General features: G+C 65.2%; 16 protein-coding genes. 8 read left to right on the top strand and 8 right to left on the bottom strand.

Annotated features, from left to right (window positions below; translation table 11 throughout):
• The first annotated feature begins 17 nt into the window (after nt 1-17).
• From AC07S4_RS22695 to AC07S4_RS22680, 4 genes are all read left to right on the top strand, one after another.
• Nucleotides 18-710: a dienelactone hydrolase family protein gene (locus tag AC07S4_RS22695; RefSeq protein ID WP_494988773.1), complete on the top strand. Its 693-nt coding sequence runs from the start codon at nt 18-20 to the stop codon at nt 708-710.
• Nucleotides 711-800: 90 nt separating this feature from the next.
• Nucleotides 801-2,672: an amidohydrolase gene (locus tag AC07S4_RS22690; protein ID WP_494988772.1), complete on the top strand. Its 1,872-nt coding sequence runs from the start codon at nt 801-803 to the stop codon at nt 2,670-2,672.
• Between the two features lie 11 nt (nt 2,673-2,683).
• Nucleotides 2,684-2,920, top strand: a complete 237-nt coding sequence (locus AC07S4_RS22685; RefSeq protein ID WP_494988771.1) for a DUF1427 family protein — start codon at nt 2,684-2,686, stop codon at nt 2,918-2,920.
• A complete protein-coding gene (locus AC07S4_RS22680) occupies nt 2,917-3,069 on the top strand; it encodes a DUF1427 family protein (RefSeq protein ID WP_494988770.1) in 153 nt (50 codons plus the stop codon). The genes AC07S4_RS22685 and AC07S4_RS22680 overlap by 4 nt, the downstream gene beginning before the upstream one ends.
• Here AC07S4_RS22680 and AC07S4_RS22675 read toward each other — a convergent pair.
• Both AC07S4_RS22675 and AC07S4_RS22670 read right to left on the bottom strand, forming a co-directional pair.
• Entirely contained in the window at nt 3,066-4,931 is a 1,866-nt protein-coding gene (locus tag AC07S4_RS22675) for a sensor domain-containing phosphodiesterase (protein ID WP_494988769.1), read from the bottom strand. The two genes, AC07S4_RS22680 and AC07S4_RS22675, sit on opposite strands and share 4 nt — an antisense overlap.
• A 46-nt stretch (nt 4,932-4,977) precedes the next feature.
• Nucleotides 4,978-5,460, bottom strand: coding sequence for a DUF2306 domain-containing protein (locus AC07S4_RS22670; RefSeq protein WP_494988768.1), 483 nt, complete (start codon nt 5,458-5,460; stop codon nt 4,978-4,980).
• A 204-nt stretch (nt 5,461-5,664) separates the two neighbouring features.
• On the opposite strand from AC07S4_RS22670, the gene AC07S4_RS22665 reads away from it, so the two are divergent.
• Nucleotides 5,665-6,897 carry a PQQ-dependent sugar dehydrogenase gene (locus tag AC07S4_RS22665; protein WP_494988767.1) on the top strand — a complete coding sequence of 411 codons (1,233 nt, stop codon included), beginning with the start codon at nt 5,665-5,667 and terminating at the stop codon, nt 6,895-6,897.
• Between the two features lie 49 nt (nt 6,898-6,946).
• Nucleotides 6,947-7,390, top strand: coding sequence for a thioesterase family protein (locus AC07S4_RS22660; protein ID WP_161074508.1), 444 nt, complete (start codon nt 6,947-6,949; stop codon nt 7,388-7,390).
• Between the two features lie 4 nt (nt 7,391-7,394).
• On the opposite strand, the gene AC07S4_RS22655 is transcribed toward AC07S4_RS22660, so the two are convergent.
• A complete protein-coding gene (locus AC07S4_RS22655; RefSeq protein WP_494988766.1) occupies nt 7,395-7,913 on the bottom strand; it encodes a DUF3016 domain-containing protein in 519 nt (172 codons plus the stop codon).
• 159 nt (nt 7,914-8,072) lie between these two features.
• The gene (locus tag AC07S4_RS22650; protein WP_494988765.1) at nt 8,073-10,079 is read right to left on the bottom strand and encodes a PhoX family protein; all 2,007 of its coding nucleotides are present in this window, start codon (nt 10,077-10,079) and stop codon (nt 8,073-8,075) included.
• A gap of 424 nt (nt 10,080-10,503) precedes the next feature.
• On the opposite strand from AC07S4_RS22650, the gene AC07S4_RS22645 reads away from it, so the two are divergent.
• Nucleotides 10,504-12,006 (top strand): DUF3369 domain-containing protein, encoded by a 1,503-nt coding sequence (locus AC07S4_RS22645; RefSeq protein WP_494988764.1) that lies wholly within the window; start codon nt 10,504-10,506, stop codon nt 12,004-12,006.
• Here the strand turns inward: AC07S4_RS22645 and AC07S4_RS22640 are convergent.
• The 4 genes from AC07S4_RS22640 to AC07S4_RS22625 all read right to left on the bottom strand — a co-directional run bounded on the left by AC07S4_RS22640 (nt 11,984) and on the right by AC07S4_RS22625 (nt 17,255).
• Nucleotides 11,984-13,480, bottom strand: coding sequence for a Fic family protein (locus AC07S4_RS22640; protein ID WP_494988763.1), 1,497 nt, complete (start codon nt 13,478-13,480; stop codon nt 11,984-11,986). The genes AC07S4_RS22645 and AC07S4_RS22640 overlap by 23 nt on opposite strands.
• 164 nt (nt 13,481-13,644) lie before the next feature.
• Nucleotides 13,645-15,603 carry a GAF domain-containing protein gene (locus AC07S4_RS22635; protein ID WP_494988762.1) on the bottom strand — a complete coding sequence of 653 codons (1,959 nt, stop codon included), beginning with the start codon at nt 15,601-15,603 and terminating at the stop codon, nt 13,645-13,647.
• A gap of 41 nt (nt 15,604-15,644) precedes the next feature.
• Nucleotides 15,645-16,160, bottom strand: a complete 516-nt coding sequence (locus tag AC07S4_RS22630) for a hypothetical protein (protein WP_494988902.1) — start codon at nt 16,158-16,160, stop codon at nt 15,645-15,647.
• A 66-nt stretch (nt 16,161-16,226) separates the two neighbouring features.
• Nucleotides 16,227-17,255: a LacI family DNA-binding transcriptional regulator gene (locus AC07S4_RS22625; RefSeq protein WP_494988761.1), complete on the bottom strand. Its 1,029-nt coding sequence runs from the start codon at nt 17,253-17,255 to the stop codon at nt 16,227-16,229.
• A gap of 196 nt (nt 17,256-17,451) precedes the next feature.
• On the opposite strand from AC07S4_RS22625, the gene AC07S4_RS22620 reads away from it, so the two are divergent.
• Nucleotides 17,452-18,345: a dioxygenase family protein gene (locus AC07S4_RS22620; protein WP_494988901.1), complete on the top strand. Its 894-nt coding sequence runs from the start codon at nt 17,452-17,454 to the stop codon at nt 18,343-18,345.

The raw sequence follows: 18,345 nt of genomic DNA, 5'->3' as shown, positions 1-18,345 counted from the left end.
ACGGCACAGGAGCGGACATGGACGGCAAGTGGATAGAGATACAGGGCGAAGACGGCCCCTTCGGCGCCTGGCTGGCCTTGCCGCGCGGCGGCAGCGGCCCCGGCATCGTGCTGCTGCAGGAAATCTTTGGCGTCAATGAGCACATCCGCAGCGTCGCCGCGCAATACGCGGCGGACGGCTACGTGGTGCTGGCGCCGGACCTGTTCTGGCGCTCAGGGGCGCGCATCGAACTGGGCTACGGCGAGGCCGACTGGCAGCGCGCCGTGCAGCTCAAGCAGGCCAACGGCCCCGCCCAAGCCCAGGCCGACGTGCGCGCCGCCGCGCAAGCCCTGCGCGCCCTGCCCGGCGTGGGCGCCAGGATCGCCGCCCTGGGCTACTGCTACGGCGGCCTGCTGGCCTACCACGCGGCGGCCAATGGCGACGTGGACGCCGCCGTGGCCTACTACGGCGGCGGCATCCAGAACGCGCTGGAACGCGCCGGCGACATCCACGTGCCGCTGATGCTGCACTTCGGCGCGCGCGACAGCCACATCCCGCTGGACGCGGTCAAGCACATCGCCGAACGCTTCGACGAGCGCGACAACGTGGAAGTCCACCTGTACACCGAGGCCGAGCACGGCTTCAACTGCAACCACCGCGCCAGCTACCGCCAGCAGCCCGCCGCGCTGGCGCACGGCCACACGCTGGTTTTCCTGAGCGAAACCATCTGAGCGCCACCCGTGGCCGTCTCTCCCCTATGGCGCATAGTCTGCCGCCTCCCACGGCGGCATACTGCTGGCATACGATGACTGGAGAACCGCATGAGCACGCACGCCCCACCCGAACCCATCCTAATCCTGATCAACGGCTGTTTCCACACGGTCGATAAATCCCAGCCGCAAGCCAGCGCGGTCGCCATCCAGGGCGGAAAATTCCTGGCCGTGGGCGACGCCGACGAGGTGATGCGCCACCGCACGCCCACCACCCAGGTCATCGACCTGAACGGCCGCAGCGTGGTGCCCGGCCTGAACGACTCCCACCTGCACCTGATACGCGGCGGCCTGAACTACAACCTGGAACTGCGCTGGGAAGGCGTGCCCTCGCTGGCCGACGCCCTGCGCATGCTCAAGGAACAGGCGCTGCGCACGCCCAGCCCGCAATGGGTGCGCGTGGTGGGCGGCTGGAACGAATTCCAGTTCGCTGAAAAGCGCATGCCCACGCTGGACGAGATCAACGCCGCCGCGCCGGACACGCCGGTGTTCGTGCTGCACCTGTACGACCGCGCCCTGCTCAACCGCGCCGCGCTGCGCGTGGTCGGCTACGGCAAGGACACGCCGAACCCGCCCGGCGGCGAAATCCAGCGCGACGCCTCCGGCAACCCGACCGGCATGCTGATCGCCCGTCCCAACGCCATGATCCTGTACGCCACGCTGGCCAAGGGACCCAAGCTGCCGCTGGACCTGCAGATCAACTCCACGCGCCAGTTCATGCGTGAGCTGAACCGCCTGGGCGTGACCTCCGCCATCGACGCCGGCGGCGGCTTCCAGAACTACCCCGAGGACTACTCGGTGGTGGACCAGCTGGCGCGCGAGGACCAGCTCACCATCCGCATTGCCTACAACCTGTTCACGCAGAACAAGGGCAAGGAACTGGAAGACTTCGAAAAGTGGACCGACATGGTCACGCCCGGCCAGGGCACGGATTTCTATCGCCACAACGGCGCCGGCGAAATGCTGGTGTTCTCGGCCGCCGACTTCGAAGACTTCCTGGAACCGCGCCCGGACCTGAACCCGGACATGGAGGCAGAGCTGGAAAAAGTGGTGCGCCACCTGGTCAGCAAGCGCTGGCCCTTCCGCCTGCACGCCACCTACGACGAATCGATCTCGCGCATGCTGGACGTGTTTGAAAAAGTGAACCGCGACATCCCCTTCGGCGACCTGCACTGGATGTTCGACCACGCCGAAACCATCAGCCCGCGCAACATCGAGCGCGTCAAGGCGCTCAACGGCGGCATCGCCATCCAGCACCGCATGGCCTTCCAGGGCGAATACTTCGTCGAGCGCTACGGCGCGGAAGCGGCCAAGGCCACCCCGCCCATCAAGCGCATGCTGGAGACCGGCGTGCCGGTGGGCGCAGGCACCGACGCCACCCGCGTAGCCAGCTACAACCCGTGGACCGCGCTGTACTGGCTGGTGTCCGGCCGCACCGTGGGCGGCATGCGCCTGTACGACGCCGGCGCCAAGCTCTCGCGCGACACCGCCATCGAACTGTGGACCGCGGGCAGCGCCTGGTTCTCCAGCGAGCAGGGCAAGAAAGGCCGCATCAAGGAAGGCATGCTGGCCGACCTGGCGGTGCTGTCGGCCGACTTCTTCACGGTGGACGAAGACGCCATCAAATCGATCGAATCGGTGCTCACCATCGTGGGCGGCAAAGTAGTCTACGGCCAGGCCGAATTCACGCCGCTGGCGCCGCCCGCCATACCGGTGCTGCCGGACTGGTCGCCGGTGGCCTCCACGCCGGGCCACTGGCGCCGCGCCGCGCCGGCCGCCGCCGTGGCCGCGCTGCCGCACCAATGCCAGGGACCGTGCGGCGTGCACGCCCACTCGCACGACCGCGCGCGCCGCTCGTCGGTGCCGGTGTCGGACTTCAGCGGCTTCTGGGGCGCGCTGGGCTGCAGCTGCTTTGCATTCTGACGGAGGCCGCCATGAACTACAGCAAAATTATCCTGGGCCTGGTCCTGTCCTTCGTGGTCGGCGCCGGCTGCAAGCTGTTCGGCATCCCGGCCGCCTCGCCGCCGGTGCTCAGCGGCGCGCTGCTGGTATTCGCCATGAGCAGCGGCTACTGGCTGGTGGACCGCTACCTGTGCCGGGAAGCGGCGCAGAACAAGCAGCACTGCGGCGGCCACGCGCTCGACGGCAAGCCCGGCGAGGCGCCCAAATGAGCGCGCTGCTGATAGGCGCCCTGCTGGGCCTGGCCGTGGGCGGCGTGTGCCGCTGGTTCGACATCCCCTCCCCCTCGCCGCCGACGCCTGTCGGCGCCCTGCTGGTGGTCGCCATGACCGCCGGCTACGTCACCGCCGGCCTGTTTTAGCACTGCAGCAGCGCGCGCAGTTCGGGGATGGTGAGCGGGGCGGCGCCGGCGCCGCGCGCGCGCAGGGCGGCCAGGATGGCGACGATCTCCTCCGACGTGCGGGCCGCGCTGAAGTACCAGCCCTGCACCCGCGTGGCGCCGCGCTCGGCCAGCCAGGCCAGGTCGGCCTCGTGCTCCAGCCCTTCGCACAGCAGCTCGGCGCTGAACAGCTCGGCAATGCCCTGGATCAGCCGGAACAGCCCGGCCACCCGCTCGCTGCCCGCCACGCCGTGCACGAACTGGCGGTCCACCTTGAGGCGGTCGAAGGGGAAGCTGTTGATGGCGTCCAGGTTGGAATAGCCGGTGCCGAAGTCGTCCACCGCGATGCGCACGCCCAGCGCGCGCAGCTGCGCCACGCGCGGCGACACCAGCTCCAGCGTCTCGAGCAGCTGGCTTTCCGTCACTTCGAACTCCAGCAGTTCGCCCCGGATGCGGTAGGCATGCAGCAGCCGTTTCAGGTCGCCGATCAGGTCGGCGTGCAGCAGCGAGCGGCGCGAGAAATTCAGCGACACCGGCACCACCGGCAGCCCGGCGTCCAGCCAGGACCGCATGTCGCGGCACACCTGGGTCAGCACGCGCAGGTCGATGTCGTAGATCTTGTCGGTGCTTTCTGCCAGCGGGATAAAGCTGCCCGGCGCCACCAGGCCGCGCGACGGATGGCGCCAGCGCACCAGCGCCTCCATGCCGATCAGCCGTCCCTGCGCGTAGTCCACCTGCGGCTGGTAGTGCGCCACCAGTTCGCCGTGCTGGGCGCTGGCGCCGGCCGCCGCCGTGTCGAGCGCGCCCTGCAGCTCGAACACCATGTGCGAGCGCGCCAGCAGCTCAAAGCCGTATTCCTTGACCGTGGTGCGCAGCATGGCGCTGCTGATGGACGAGGCCGCCGTCTCGGCCGCGTCCAGCAGGCTGGCGGCCGAGCCCAGGTAGGGCGTGTCGTGGTGCTCGACGCCGATGCGCGCGTGCAGCGCCTGGGTGCTGCCCTGCTCCAGCGTGAACGGCGCGCTCAGTTCGTTCTTCAGCCGCTCCAGGCTGAGCGCCTGCGCGGCGCGGTCGCCGAACAGCGCGAAGGCGAATTTGTCGCCGCCCAGGTGGCCCACCAGGTTGCTGGCCCCGGCCCATTCGGTGAGCCGCTCGCCAACGATGCGCAGGGCCTGGTTGCCGGCGCTGCGGCCGAACACTTCATTGAGCTGGCGGAAGCCGATCAGGTCGATATAGCCGGCCATCACGTGCGGCAGCCGGGTCTGCTCCAGGCCCAGCTGCAAATGGTGCAGGAAGACGTTGCGGTTGGACATGCCGGTGATGTCGTTGCAGTAGCGCAGCTCCAGCGTGTCCACCACCAGCCGCGCCATGCCCTTGAGCAGCATGGCCTGGTCGGGCGAGAAGCTGCCGGCCTCGCGCCGCATCACCCACAGCGTGCCGAGCAGATAGCCGCGCGCGCCGGACAGCGGCACGGCCGCGTAGTGGCGGTAGTGCGGCGCATGCGTCACCAGCGGATTGTTACGGAAACGCGGATCGCTGCTGGCGTCGGCGATCTCGAACCAGTCGCCCTCGGCGCCCACCGCCCAGGTGCAGAAGGAGCCCGAGCGCGGCACATGGCGCTCCTCCATGCCCACCCGGGACGGCAGCCAGATCTGCGACTGGTAGACGATGCTGATGCCGCCGATGTCCGCGCCCACCGAGCGGATCGCCAGTTCGGTGATGTAATCGAGGTTGGGGTCGCTGCGGTCCTGCGTCATGGCGTAGCGCGACACCTCGGCCAGGCGGCGCTGCTCGGTCTCCCCGTCCAGGCAGGACGGTGGCAGCTCTTCCAGGGTGCTGGCATCCATGCTTACTCTCCTCCGTGCGAGTAAACATGGTGACACAAAAATGCAGTTATTGCATTTTTTTGAGCCGCCTTACCTGCAACGTTGCGCCGATGAGAAACAGCAGGAACAGGACGCCCGACGCCATCTTCAGCCATTCGGCTTCCGGGCTGTCCGCCAGCGGTTTTCCAACCGGCAGGCGCACCGACGTTTCCGTCATGGCCGGGATCAGGTGGAAGAAAAAGGTGAGCGAATACGACACCGTCATCACGGCGGCGGCCTTGGCGCCGAACAGGCTGCCGCGCGCGGCCAGCCAGGCCAGGCCCAGCACCAGCAAGGTGATCACGCCCAGCGCGTGCGGCTTGCCAAAGCCGCCGTGCTGGAAGATGCCGAAGCCGGTCAAGCAGGTCAGCACCGTGGTCCAGATATACACCTGGCCCACGGTGTTGGCGGGGTTGATGCCCTTATCGCGGAAAAAGGCCATCAGCCCCGCGGCCAGCGCGACGAGGCTGATGGCGGTGTGGATGGCGCCGAGTGGGGTAAGTCCAAGCATGATGTCATTCCTTAGCGTGAAGGTTGAGGGCTGGCTGCCATTCAATGTTAGTCCTGTACGGCTCAGCCGTCCTATCGCGAAAGGCAGGGATGGATGCACCAATCCGGGGCGGCGCATGCTGCACGGTGCACGGTGCACCGTGCATGCTGCGCGCCGCCGCCCGCGCGGCGCCGATAAAATGGCGCCATATCGACGGAGGCTGCCATGCGATCGACTGCGATGAAACTGCTGGTTCTTTCTTGCGCCCTGGCGGGCCTGGCCGCGTGCGGCGGCGGCAGCGAGGGCATGAGCGTCACCTCGCCCCTGCCGCCGACGGTGCCGCCCGTCATCACGCCGCCGGTGACGCCGCCCGCCACGCTGCAGCTGGCCCTGCAGCCGGTGGCGAGCGGGCTCTCGCAGCCGCTGTACCTGACCGCGCCGGCCGGCGACAGCCGCCTGTTCATCGTCGAGCGTCCGGGCCGCATCCGCATAGTCGCCAACGGCGCGCTGCTGGCCGCGCCCTTCCTCGACATCAGCAGCCAGACCACCAGCGCCGGCGAACGCGGCCTGCTGTCGATGGCCTTCCATCCGCAGTACGCGCAGAACGGCAGCTTCTTCATCTACTACACCGACAGCAACGGCGATATCGCGGTGGACCGCATGAAGGTCTCCGCCGGCAACGCCAACCTGGCCGACCCGGCCACCGCCGGCCGCATCATCACCATCCCGCACCGCGAGTTCAGCAACCACAACGGCGGCCAGCTGGCTTTCGGCGCGGACGGCTACCTCTACATCGGCACCGGCGACGGCGGCGGCGCCGGCGATCCGCTGCGCAACGGCCAGAACCTCAATTCGCTGCTGGGAAAAATCCTGCGCCTGAACGTGGGCATCGTGGTGCCGGGCCAGACCTACGGCATCCCCGCCGACAACCCCTACGCGGGCCAGGCCGGACGGCGCGGCGAGATCTGGGCCGCCGGCCTGCGCAACCCCTGGCGCTTCTCCTTCGACCGCGGCGACGGCCTGCTCTACATCGCCGACGTGGGCCAGGACCAGCGCGAGGAGGTGGACGTGGCGCCCGCCACGCAGGCGGGCCTGAACTACGGCTGGAACGTCATGGAGGGCACGGCCTGCTACAACGCCGCCAGCTGCAGCCAGGCCGGGCTGACCTTGCCGGTGTTTGAATACCTGCACGGCGCCAACGACGTGAACGGCTGCTCCATCACCGGCGGCTATGTGTACCGGGGCGCGGCCATCCCTGAACTGGCGGGCACGTATTTCTACTCGGACTATTGCAAGGGCTATCTGAAAAGTTTCGCCTACCGCAACGGGGCGGTCAGCGCGGCGCAGGAGTGGGCGGTGGACAACCCCGGCAATGTGCTGTCCTTCGGCCAGGATGCGCAGGGCGAGCTGTATGTGCTGGCCGGCAGCGGCCAGGTGTTCCGCATCGTGCGCCGCTGAACGCGCTAGAATGGCGGCATTGCAACCCGCCCATTCCGCTGATACCGCCATGGCACGTTTGAAACTTGAATTCCCGGAAGACCAGTTCTATTTTTCCACCCAGCTGACCGTGCGCGTCACCGACATCAACGGCGCCAACCACCTGGCCAACGATTCGATGATCTCCATGATTTCGGAGGCCCGCGCGCGCTTCCTGTTCGAGTTCGGCGTGCGCGAGACGGAGGCGGACGGCACCGGCATCATCGTCACCGACCTGGCCACCACCTACAAGGCCGAGGGCCATGCGCGCGACCATTTGCTGTTCGAGGTGGGGGTGATGGACTTTAACAAATACGGCGGCGACATCACCTTCCGCATCACGCGCCCGCAGGACCAGGCGCTGGTGGCGATGGCCAAGTCGGGCTTCGTCTTCTTCAACTACAAGCGCAGCCAGGTGGTGCCCATGCCGGAGGATTTTCTGGCGAAATTCCCCCGGGTGAACTGGCTGGACTAAAGGCTTAGCCGCGCGAAGGCCGCGCGCCGGGCACTTTCACGTCGAAGGTCTTGCTGAACCAGTTGTCCAGCATCTGCTTTTCATAGCGCAGTTCGTCGTTGGCGGTGGACAGCCGCGCGTTCTCGAGATAGTTCATATCGGACAGCCTGGCGTCGCCGCTGCGCAGCACCTTGCCGCCCTCTTCCAGGCTGTAGTGCAGCTCCATGCGGGGCCAGTCCGCCATGCCGCGCATGACGCGGATGTCGTTCATGCTGCGGCGGCTGTAGTCGATGCGGCCGGCCAGGTCGATGTCGGTCACGGTCACTTTGAGTTCCTGCCCGGCAGGCAGGAGTTTGCCCAGGCCGGCGAAGTGCTTGCTGAGGCTGTCGAGCACGCGCTCGCGCTCCACCGGCGAGAACGGCATGTCGGCGAATTTCTGCGCGTCGGTGTAAGTCACCGTGGCGCCGGCCACGGCGGCGGCGCTGGCCATGGCGGCGACGCCGGCCAGCGCCAGCGCGGCTATGGGGTTGCGAAGTGCACGCATGATGATCCTTTCAGCATGAAGATTGCGGATCATCCTAATATACCCCCGTTTGCCGCGCCTTGTGCTGCGCTGAAACGCTTTCTTACCAATTCGCTGCCGATGCGGACGCCGTCATTCCCGGGACGGCGGCGGCCAGCGCCACCGCCTCCCTGCAAAGCATCATTTCGACAGTTTCACCTGCGTCAACTCCGCCGTCAGATAGCCGACAGCGCCACTGAACTTGTTGTTGTAGTTGGTGTTGATGAGGATGTTGATCTGATCCTTCAGCGCCGATGGCAGCGCGGGGAAGCGGGTCCACTCGTCGCCCGGATGCTGGAAGTTGCTCATCACATAGGTCCAGCCATTGATTTCATCGACCGCATGCAGGCCGGTCGATTCCGCGCCGGCCGGGCAGGACAGCAAACGATCGAGCTTTTTGGTATCGACGTTATACGCCCACAGGAAGTTGTTCAGGTGGTTGCCGCTGTCCTCGCCGATAAACAAGGTGCGCAGTTTTTCCGAGAACTTCAGGTTGTCGGGACTGGCGATCTTGTCCGGATTGGCGGTGTTGCCCAGGCCGTCGGCCGCGATGTCTTCGCCTGCGATCAGCATGCTCGATTCGCTCGGCACCCATTCGCTGTCGATGGCTGCGCCGGTGTCATCCTTCTGGCCGCCGGCGAGTTTGTGCGACACCACGGCGCCAGCCACCAGTTTCTTGAACTTGACGTTATTGCCGGCCACGTAGCCCGAACCGCCTTCGACCATCGAGTCCTGGATGTTGGCATACGCCGAGTAGGCCATCTTGTCCTTGGCGTTGACGGTCGTGCCTTCGTTCTTGGTAAAGGCCATGCTGCCACCCTTGAGCGCCGCGTAGCGGTGGGTTTCAAGGAAGGCGGCGGCTTTCTCCTGGCCGGCCTTGACGCGGACCCAGGCGGTTTTTTTGTTCAGCACGATCTTCGTGTAGCTGGCATCGTTCGGATCGGTCAGCGTCGAATCCATGATGTCGGTAGCCTTGATGCCGCCGTCGACCAGCGCCTTGATCTCGGCGTGCGTCGCACGGCCCAGCTTGATCCATTGCAGCTTGCCGGTGGTGGTCTCGGTCAGCTGGCTCGTGTATTTGGCCACGTACAGCGTGCCGCCTGCCGCCAGGTCGGCGGCCTTGTCGGCCACGAACATGAACAGCCCGCCATTGGTATAGTCGTCGCCGCCCAGGATGGTGCGCTGGTCCGGCATCACCTGCACCAGTTCGCGCGAGTAGCGGCCCAGGCAGTAATGTTTCTTGATGCTGCCGGTGCCGTCCGGGTTCACCGACACTTCCGGCAGGTGGCCGTAGTCATACGGATTAGCGGTGGCCGCATTGCCGAAGACGTTCTTGCTGAATTCCTTGAGCACGGCCAGCGTCTGGCCGCCCAGGCCCTGGTCGAAGGCATCGGGCTCGTACTCTTCGCTCGACAGATGGGTGTTCCACGGCGACAGGCTGGCGCCGCAAGTAATCCACAGGCCCTTGACGGCCGAGGTATCGACATTGTGGTATTTCACCAGCGACAGCTTGCCGGTGGTCTGGTCCTGGTCCAGCGTCAGCACGGCGATCGGCGACGGCAGCGTGCCGTAGGTGGACGCGCCGGCCTGGTTCAGCGAGTTGTATTCAAACTGCACCACGGCAAACACAGGCTTGCCCTTGACGCCGGCCACGCTGGCATTGGCCACCGTCAGCATCGAGCTGCCGTCCGGCGAATCCGAGAAGAACTGGCGTTCCTTGCCGGGCACCGAAGCGTCGATGATAGGCTGGTTCTTGATGTCGACATAGCCGCCCGCAATCAGGGTTCCGCCCTTGCCATCCGGTACCCGGTCGCCGGTCAGGAAGAAAGGCTGGTAAGCCAGGTTATAGCTGTTGCTGCTGCCATCGCTGAAATTGACCTTGAGTTTGGAGCCGACAGTGGTCGTGGCCAGCGCGGCAGGCGAGCTCGCGGCTGGCGCGGCCATGCCGGTGAATTCTACCGTGGTAAAAGTCGCGGCCGGGTTGCTGGTGCCTGGTGCGATCACCGGAGGCGCGTCGCCATCCGAGCTGCCGCCACAACCGGACAACAGGGCACTGACACCGGTCAGACCGGCCAAAGGCAGCATGGGGGCACCGGCAAACAGTTGCAACAGGCGACGACGGGAGGACTCTGGAGCGTAATTCGACATTTTTTGCTTCTTCCGTTATAAATAATATCGTGGGGAACAGGGCTGCTTGAAGATGTTGCCGGATCATAAACGGAGAATATTTCAGCTTGATGACCAGGCGCGGCCCTTGTCGGAGCGCCCCCCTGCCTCTGGGAATGCGGCACACCGCGATACATTTGTCTTGGACATTTTTTGCCGCTAAACAGTTTTCTTTTGAATTGATGGACAATATTGTCAAAAGTGAAGTACTGTTTCATATCTGTCACTGGCGAGGCGCCGCCGGGTCGGATGCAGCATGCAGTTTCGCTATGAAAAACAGGCATCTGTTGTAAGGCAATACCGTAATGATTATTGCCTGTTGTTAATTCAACGGATGTGAGACTACAATCGAAAGAATGCGCCTAAAAATTGCGCATACGAGTGTCTTTTTGCGGAATACGCCTATATGTCTTTTTTGTCCTCACCTTCGCCCAAGCTAGCGCCATGGAAAGTTCTGCTGGTCGATGACGAACCCGATATCCACGACGTCACCAAGCTGACCCTGACCCGCTTCCGCCTGGACGGCCGCGCGCTCAGTTTCGTGCATGCCTACAGCGGCGCCGAGGCCAAGGAAGTGCTGGCGCGCGAGCAGGATATTGCGCTGGTGTTCCTGGACGTGGTGATGGAGCAGGAAGACAGCGGCCTGGAAGTGGCGCGCTGGATGCGGCAGGACCTGGACAACCAGTTCACCCGCATCGTGCTGCGCACCGGCCAGCCGGGCCAGGCGCCCGAAGAGCGCGTGATCGTCAACTACGACATCAACGACTACAAGGAAAAGACCGAGCTCGACCGCACCAAGCTGTTCACCACCACCTTCGCCGCGCTGCGCGCCTACCGCGACATCATGAAGGTGGAGGAGGCGCGCATTGCGCAGCTGAACTACCGCGAAGGCCTGGAGCGCGTGATCGCCGCCTCGGCCCACATTTTCCAGCAGCGCAACCTGAAGGACTTCGCCAACGGCCTGCTGCAGCAGGTGGTGGCGCTGCTGCGCCTGGAAAACAGCATGCTGCTGCGCCTGCGCGCGGCCACCGCCATCAGCGGCGAACATGAATACGAAATCCTGGCCCAGATCGGCGACGAGGAAAACATCCTCACGCCCGACCTGCTGGCCCAGCTGGACGACGCCAAGAGCAACCGCATTTCCCGCGTGCACGGCGACACCTATGTCGGCTACTTCCCCAACAGCAGCGGCAAGGCTTCGCTGCTGGTGCTCAAGGGCGTGGAAGAAATTTCCGACATCGACGCCAAGCTGCTGGAAGTGTTCTGCTCGGGCGTGGCGATCGCCTTCGACAACATCCTGCTGACGCAGGAAATCACCGACACCCAGGCCGAGCTGATCCTGCGCCTGGGCGACGTGGTGGAATCGCGCTCGAACGAAGCGGGCAACCACGTGCGCCGCATGTCCGAGGTGTGCCATCTGCTGGCCGTGGCCAGCGGCATGCCGGACGAGGAAGTGGCCGTGCTGCGGCACGCCGCGCCCATGCACGACATCGGCAAGATCGCCACGCCGGACGCGGTGCTGCTGAAACCGGGCAAGCTCGACGCGGCCGAATGGGAAATCATGAAGCAGCATCCGGCGGTGGGCCTGTCCATCCTGGACGGCTCGCAGCGCCCTATCCTGAAAGCGGCCGCCGTGATCGCCCATCAGCACCACGAAAAATTCGACGGCAGCGGCTATCCGCAGGGCCTGCGCGGCGACAAGATCCACCTGTACGCGCGCATCGTGGCCGTGGCCGACGTGTTCGATGCGCTGATGCACAAGCGCTGCTACAAGGAAGCCTGGCCGGTGGAGCAAGTGGTCAGCCACCTGCGCGAAGTAGCGGGCCACCACCTGGACCCGGTCTACGTCGAGCACCTGATCAACAACATCGACAAGGCGCTGGCCATCAACGAGCGCTTCCCGGACTGAACGCCGCCTGCACGGCATGCTCGATGCGGCCGGCCAGTTTGGTGTCGGCCAGCATCGGGAACTCCTTCTTCAGTTTATTCGACACCGCCCAGCCGTTTTCACGCACGGCGCGCACGATGCGGTCGATTTCCGTGTCCGGCCCTTCCAGCCAGTTCTTCACTTCCCGCCGCGCGTTGTAGACGCCGCGCAGATACGCCGCCTCGTCCGGCATCTCGACGGCCAGGGTATGCCGCAGCACGCCGCCGAGATAAGCGGCGTGTTCGCTCAGGTCCGGATAACGCCAGGCCGCCATCCCATCCTCATAAGCGCCGAACTGGAAGTTTGAGCGGACGCCATCCTCGTACTCCGTCATGGCGCCAAACTGGTACTGCTGCGCATATTTGCGCATCAGCGGCCGCGAGAAGACTTCCAGCGTCTGGTCATACACTGCCCGCGCGAAGGCCGAGCGCGCGATCGAGGCCGACACCGGCAAAATAAAAGGCGCAGGCACTGCCCCGTCGCGGCGCAGGATGTCATTAATCAGAAAGCGCGAAATCCGGCCATTCCCGTCCGACATGGGATGGATGTAGACAAAGCCGAACGCCGCCACCGCCGCGCGGACAGCCGGCGGCTGGCCAGCCGTGCACGCCAAGCTGGCCCTCAAGCCTTCGAGCAGCGGCAGCGTCGCGTCCCAATGGGGCGCGATGTAGTCGACCACGTCGCTATATGTATTGAGATGGCCGACGAACACCGGCGAGCGGCGCAGGCCGTAGCGTGTTGCGGCCGGCCCCAGTATGCTGGCCTGCAGGGCCGCCAGGCTGTCCAGCGCCAATGGATCTTCAGCGCGGCCGCACTGGGACTCCATGGTGGCGGCAAAGCGCTGGATGCGGCTCTGCCGGCTCTCCTCGTGCTCGATAGCAAAGCTGGCACGGCTCTCCCTGATCGTCAGCCAGACCGCGCTGCGCTGGAGAATATCCAGCCCGTAGGCCGACTCCAGTTCCGCCAGCGCGTGGGCAAAATCGATAGCCTCAGCGGCCCGCACCTCCGGGCTGCGCGACACCACCGGACAAAACAGGCGCGTGCCCGGTAAATTGTTGCGCACACGCCAGCGCTTCACGGCGATAAACGATGTGGAAGTGAGATAAGCGCCGGCATCGATGGCATCGACGTAGTTGCCCGCTGCGGTATCCGGCACAGCGAGCGCCCGCCCGGTCAGCCACTCGAAAAAGAACCCCGCCCTGCGCGCATATTGCCCGGTGGGCTCTCGCCTGATCCACTCTTCAAGCTCAACCGGTTCAATCCGCGCAAACAGGCGCGCCAGCAACTCCAGATGCAAACGCTCATGCTTGAGCGCAAAAGTAAGCTGCCCTTGCAGATCGGGCGCCGGACGGCCAGCTGCGGGAAGGCCGTTCACGGCAGGCAAAGGCTGGACAGGCTCGGCGCCATACCGTTCCGCCAGCCATCGCCACCCTGCCCTTGTTCCAGCGGTCGCCATGATTAAAACCGTTCACAAGTACTCAAAAACGATTATGCGCCTAAAATTTTGATTACAAATCGGGGCTTTTGACAAAAAACGCTTATAGCGCTGAAAGACCAGAAAATTGAGCAATACCAAGGCAGGTCCCCATAAAGCGGCATCTCAATGTTAGGTAGCGTGCATCAAGCCTGCGGCTTGCCGTGCTGGACGCGGGGGAAGCGCAGGTTGTAGTGCAGGCCCATGTTGGGGGCGCTGACCACTTTTACCGTGCCGCCCAGCGGCCCCGTCACCAGGTTGTACAGGATGTGCGCGCCCAGGCCGCTCCCGCCGGAGCCGCGCTTGGTGGTGAAGAAGGGGTCGAACAGCTGGCTCAGCGTGCCCGGGTCCATGCCAATGCCGTTGTCGCTGTAGTCGAACTGCACGTGGTCGCCCTCCACCCTGCCCTTGATCTTGATCGAGCCGGACTGGCCTTCACCAAAGCCGTGCACCAGCGAGTTGACCACCATATTGGTCACGATCTGCGACACCGCGCCGGGGAAGCTTTCCATGTCGATGTCCGGCGGGCAGTCCACCTCCACTTCGATCGGCTTGCCCTTCAGCTTGGGCTGCAGCGACAGCAGCACCTCGTCCAGGTATTTGCGCAGGTTGAAGCTGCGCACATTGTCGGACGACTGGTCCACCGCCACCTGCTTGAAGCTGCGCACCAGCGCCGCCGCGCGCTGGGTGTTGGTGGTCATGATGCGCAGCGACTGGTCGACGATGTCGAAGAACTGGTTCAGGCCGTCCTCGTCCAGCGCGCCGTTGGCCAGGTCTTCCTTGGTCAGCTTGAGTTCCTGCACCAGGTGGCTGGTGGCGGTCACGCAGATGCCCAGGGGCGTGTTGATTTCGTGCGCCACGCCGGCCACCAGGCGGCCCAGCGAGGCCAGCTTTTCCTGCCGCACCAGCTCGCCCTGCGCCTCCTGCAGCTGCGTCAGCGCCGTGTTCAGCGCCGCGTTCTGCTCTTCCAGCGCGCTCTTGGCGCGGCGGATGGCGCGGTCGGCCTGCAGGCGCGAAATCACCACCGCCACGTGGCTGGCCATGAAGGCCAGCACGTCCAGGTCGGACTGGGTATAGATCACGTCCTCGTGGTAGCTCTGCACCACCAGCACGCCGTAGGCATAGTCGTTGAGCAAAATCGGCGCGCCCATCCAGCTGATGATCTCTTCATTGCCCAGCGGCCGCTCCACCTCGCCGGACGCCATCAGCGCCAGGTAGCCGTCGCGGTCCAGCAGCACCGGCTGGCGCTGCTTCAGGATGTAGGAGGTCATGCCAACGCCGTAGGAGAAGCTGGTGCACGGCGCGGTCGGGTCTTTCTCGTCGACGAAATACGGCACCGTGATTTCGTTGTTGCTCGGGTGGTAGAGCGCGATCAGGAAGTTGCGCACGGTCAGCACTTCGCTGATGGCTTCGTGCAGGCGCTGGTACATGGTGTTGCGGTCCCACGAGCCGCCCGACAGGCTGGCGATCTCGTACAGCGCGCGCTGCAGGCTTTCGGCGCGGCGCCGCTCGGCCACTTCGTATTCCAGCGCGGCGGTGCGCTCGTGCACGGCGCGCTCCAGGCGGTCCATGCTCTGCAGCCCTTGCAGCGCGCTCGACACGTGGCTGGCAATCAGCTGGAACAGCGCCTGGTCTTCTTCGCTGAAGGTGTGCTGCTTGTCGTAGCTCTGGATCACCATGGCGCCCATGGTCCGGTGGTTCTGGTCCAGCAGCGGGCAGCCCATCCAGTGTTCGGCGGTGGTGCCCAGGCCCCACACGGCGCCGTCGGTCTCGTGCGAGGTGTGCTCCTCGGCGGTCATGATCAGGCGCTGGCCGTTCAGTATCACCCAGGCGGTGGGCGAATGGTCGGACGAGGGCAGCTCCACCAGTTCCTGGCCGTCATACGGCGCATCGTCCACCTCGTCGACAAAGTAGACGAAGCGCACCGAGTTGGGGCGCCCCTCGTCGCTCAGCGCCACATAGAAGTTGGCCGCGTACATGATGCGCCCCAGCGCCTCGTGCACCGCCTGCACGAATTCCGCAATGTCGGTGCAGGTGCTCGATTTTTGCCCGATTTCGAGCAAGATGCTTTGTACGGCTTCCAGGCGGCTGAGACGGCTTTCCATCGATTTTCCTATGTGCAATTGAGCATAGGAATGGTAACAGTTCAGGCAGGCCGGCGGTAGCCGCTTTCTATCCACGCTGTGGCGCTGGCCACACTGAGTTTGAAGGTCGGCAGCGCGCGCACCTGGGCCAGTTCCTCGCCGTAGGGGTCGAAGGCGGTCAGGGTGGCGTAGGGTTCGTCCTCGTCCGGCGTGATGTCGAAGTTGACGGTGATGTAGGCCGCGCCTTCGGTGTTCACGCGCACGCTCTTGTGCAGCTGGGCGTACAGCTGCTGCTCGTGGCGGCGCAGCACTTCGTTGGCGGTCTTGACCAGGGTGTTGAAGGCGTTGATGTCGAGCGGCTTGGGGTTTTTCTTGTCGCGCCCCATGGTCCACGGCCCCACCAGGGCCGGTTCCGGCTCGCCGTCCTTGATCATGGCCACGGCCCAGCCTTCGTCCTCGTCGTTCTTGATCACGCGCGCGGTCCAGCCATTGGCTTGCCATAGGCGGTCTTCCTGCACCAGGGTGTCTTCTTCGTCCTGGTGCTGGTCTTGGTCGGAAAGCAGGGTGTCGTCAAACATGGCGTCAGTCATGGGAGCTCGCTTTACTGGATATATATACAGTTAAAAACCGTATCATAGCCCAATTCAGCCCTTGCGGGGAATAGCCGTTGAGCCCCGCACCACCAGTTCCGGCTTGAGCCGGATTTCCACCTGCCCGCCGCCCTCCCCGCGCAGCTGGCGCAGCACCAGCTGCGCGGCCTGCATGCCCATGGCGTGGTGGCCGATGCGCACCGTCGTCAGCGGCGGGTTGACCATGTCGACAAAGGGCATGTCGTTGTGGCCCACCACCGACACGTCCTCCGGACAGCGCAGGCCGCGCTCGCGCAGCGCGTCGTAGCAGCCCAGCGCCAGCAGGTCGTTGCCGGCCAGGATGGCGGTGGCCTGCGGGTAGCGGTCCAGCGCGTCCAGGCAGCCGGCGCGGCCCGCTTCGCGCGTGTAGGCGCTGCACTCGGCCAGCAGCACGTCTTCGCGCGCCACGCCGTGCGCGGCCAGCGCCAGTTCATAGCCTTCCTTGCGCAGGTGGCCGGTGGACAGCGTTTGCGGCCCCACCAGGTGCACCAGCTGGCGGTGGCCCAGCGCCAGCAGGTGCTCGACCGCCATGCGCATGCCGGCGTATTCGTCGTTCACCACGCTGGACACGCGGCTGCTGTCCTCGCTGCGGTTGACCGTCACCAGCGCCGCGCCGGCCTCCAGGCAGTGGCCTATCACCGGATCATCGCGGGTGGCGGTGGCCAGTATCAGCGCGTCCACCTGGCGCGCCAGCAGCTGGTCCACCACGAAGCGCTGCTGCGCCGGGTCTTCGCCGGCGTTGGTCACCAGCGCCACGTAGCCGTGCTTGCGCAGCTCGTCCTCTATGCCCAGCAGGATGGGCGGGAACACCGGGTTGGTAATGTCGGGCAGCATCACGCCGACGATATTGGAGCGCCGCGTGCGCAGCGCCGCCGCCATCTTGTTGGGACGGTAGCCGTGCCTGGCGGCTTCCTTCAGCACCCGCTGGGCCACCTCCTCGCCCACCATGTGGCGCGTTTCCGGGTCCATGACGCGGCCCACCGTGGAGGTGTGCACCCCCAGAATCTCTGCCAGGCCCTTCAGCGTCATCTTTTTCTGCTGCATAGACTTTTCCCGCGGCTCCCGCTAATCGACGTCGTATTTTCGCACGCCCGCGCTTCCCAGCGTAAACGGCGAAAGTTATGCGAACGTTCGCAAATATTTTCTCTCGCCGCTTGAATTCATATTTTGTTCTGATACTATCAAGTCAATGCGAACGTTCGCATAACCAAATACAAGCAGGAGGAGACAGCAAGTGGACATGAACACCGCCAACATTATCGACGGCGAAGCATCCGTCACCGCCGTGGCGCACGCCGCCATGGCCCGCACGCCGGACGCGCGCCTGCGCCAGCTGGTGGCCGCATTTGTCGACCATATGCACGCGCTGATACGCGAAGTGGACCTGACCGAAGCCGAGTTCGACACCGTGCTCAAATTCGTCACCGACATCGGCCAGCAGACCAACGACGTGCACAACGAGGTGGTGCTGGCGGCCGACGTGCTGGGCATCTCCACCCTGGTGGCGCTGCGCAACAACCCGCAGACCCAGGGCCAGAGCGCAGCCGCCCTGCTCGGCCCCTTCTGGCGCGCCGCCGCGCCGCTGTGCGCCAACGGCGAGTCCATCGCGCGCGGCGACACGCCCGGCACGCCGATGCAGGTGTTCGGCCAGGTGCGCGGCCTGGACGGGCAGCCCATCTGCGGCGCCAAGGTCGACGTATGGCAGGCCTCGCCGGCCGGCCTGTATGAAAACCAGGACGCGCACCAGCCTGCCATGAATCTGCGCGGCTATTTCATCACCGGCGAAGACGGCCGCTACAGCTTCCGCACCGTGCGCCCGGCCGGCTACCCGGTGCCCACGCACGGCGCGGTGGGCGTGCTGCTGCGCCTGCAGGAACGCCACTGCATGCGGCCCGCCCATGTGCACTTCATGGTGTCGCACCCGCAATGCAAAACGCTGATCACGCAGGTCTTCGCGGATGACTGCGACCACCTCGGCAGCGACGTCTCCTTTGGCGTGACCAAGCCGCTGGTGGGCCAGTTCGTGCGCCACGCGGCGGATGCGGAAAAAGGCGCGGGCGAGTACTACACCCTCAATTACGACTTCGTCCTGGAAGCGGGCGAAAGCTGCTTCCCCGAAGCGCCCATCAAATAA

The sequence above is a fragment of the Pseudoduganella sp. GW821-FHT05F09 genome, from assembly GCF_059419605.1.
This window is presented reverse-complemented; position numbering and strand designations above follow the sequence as displayed.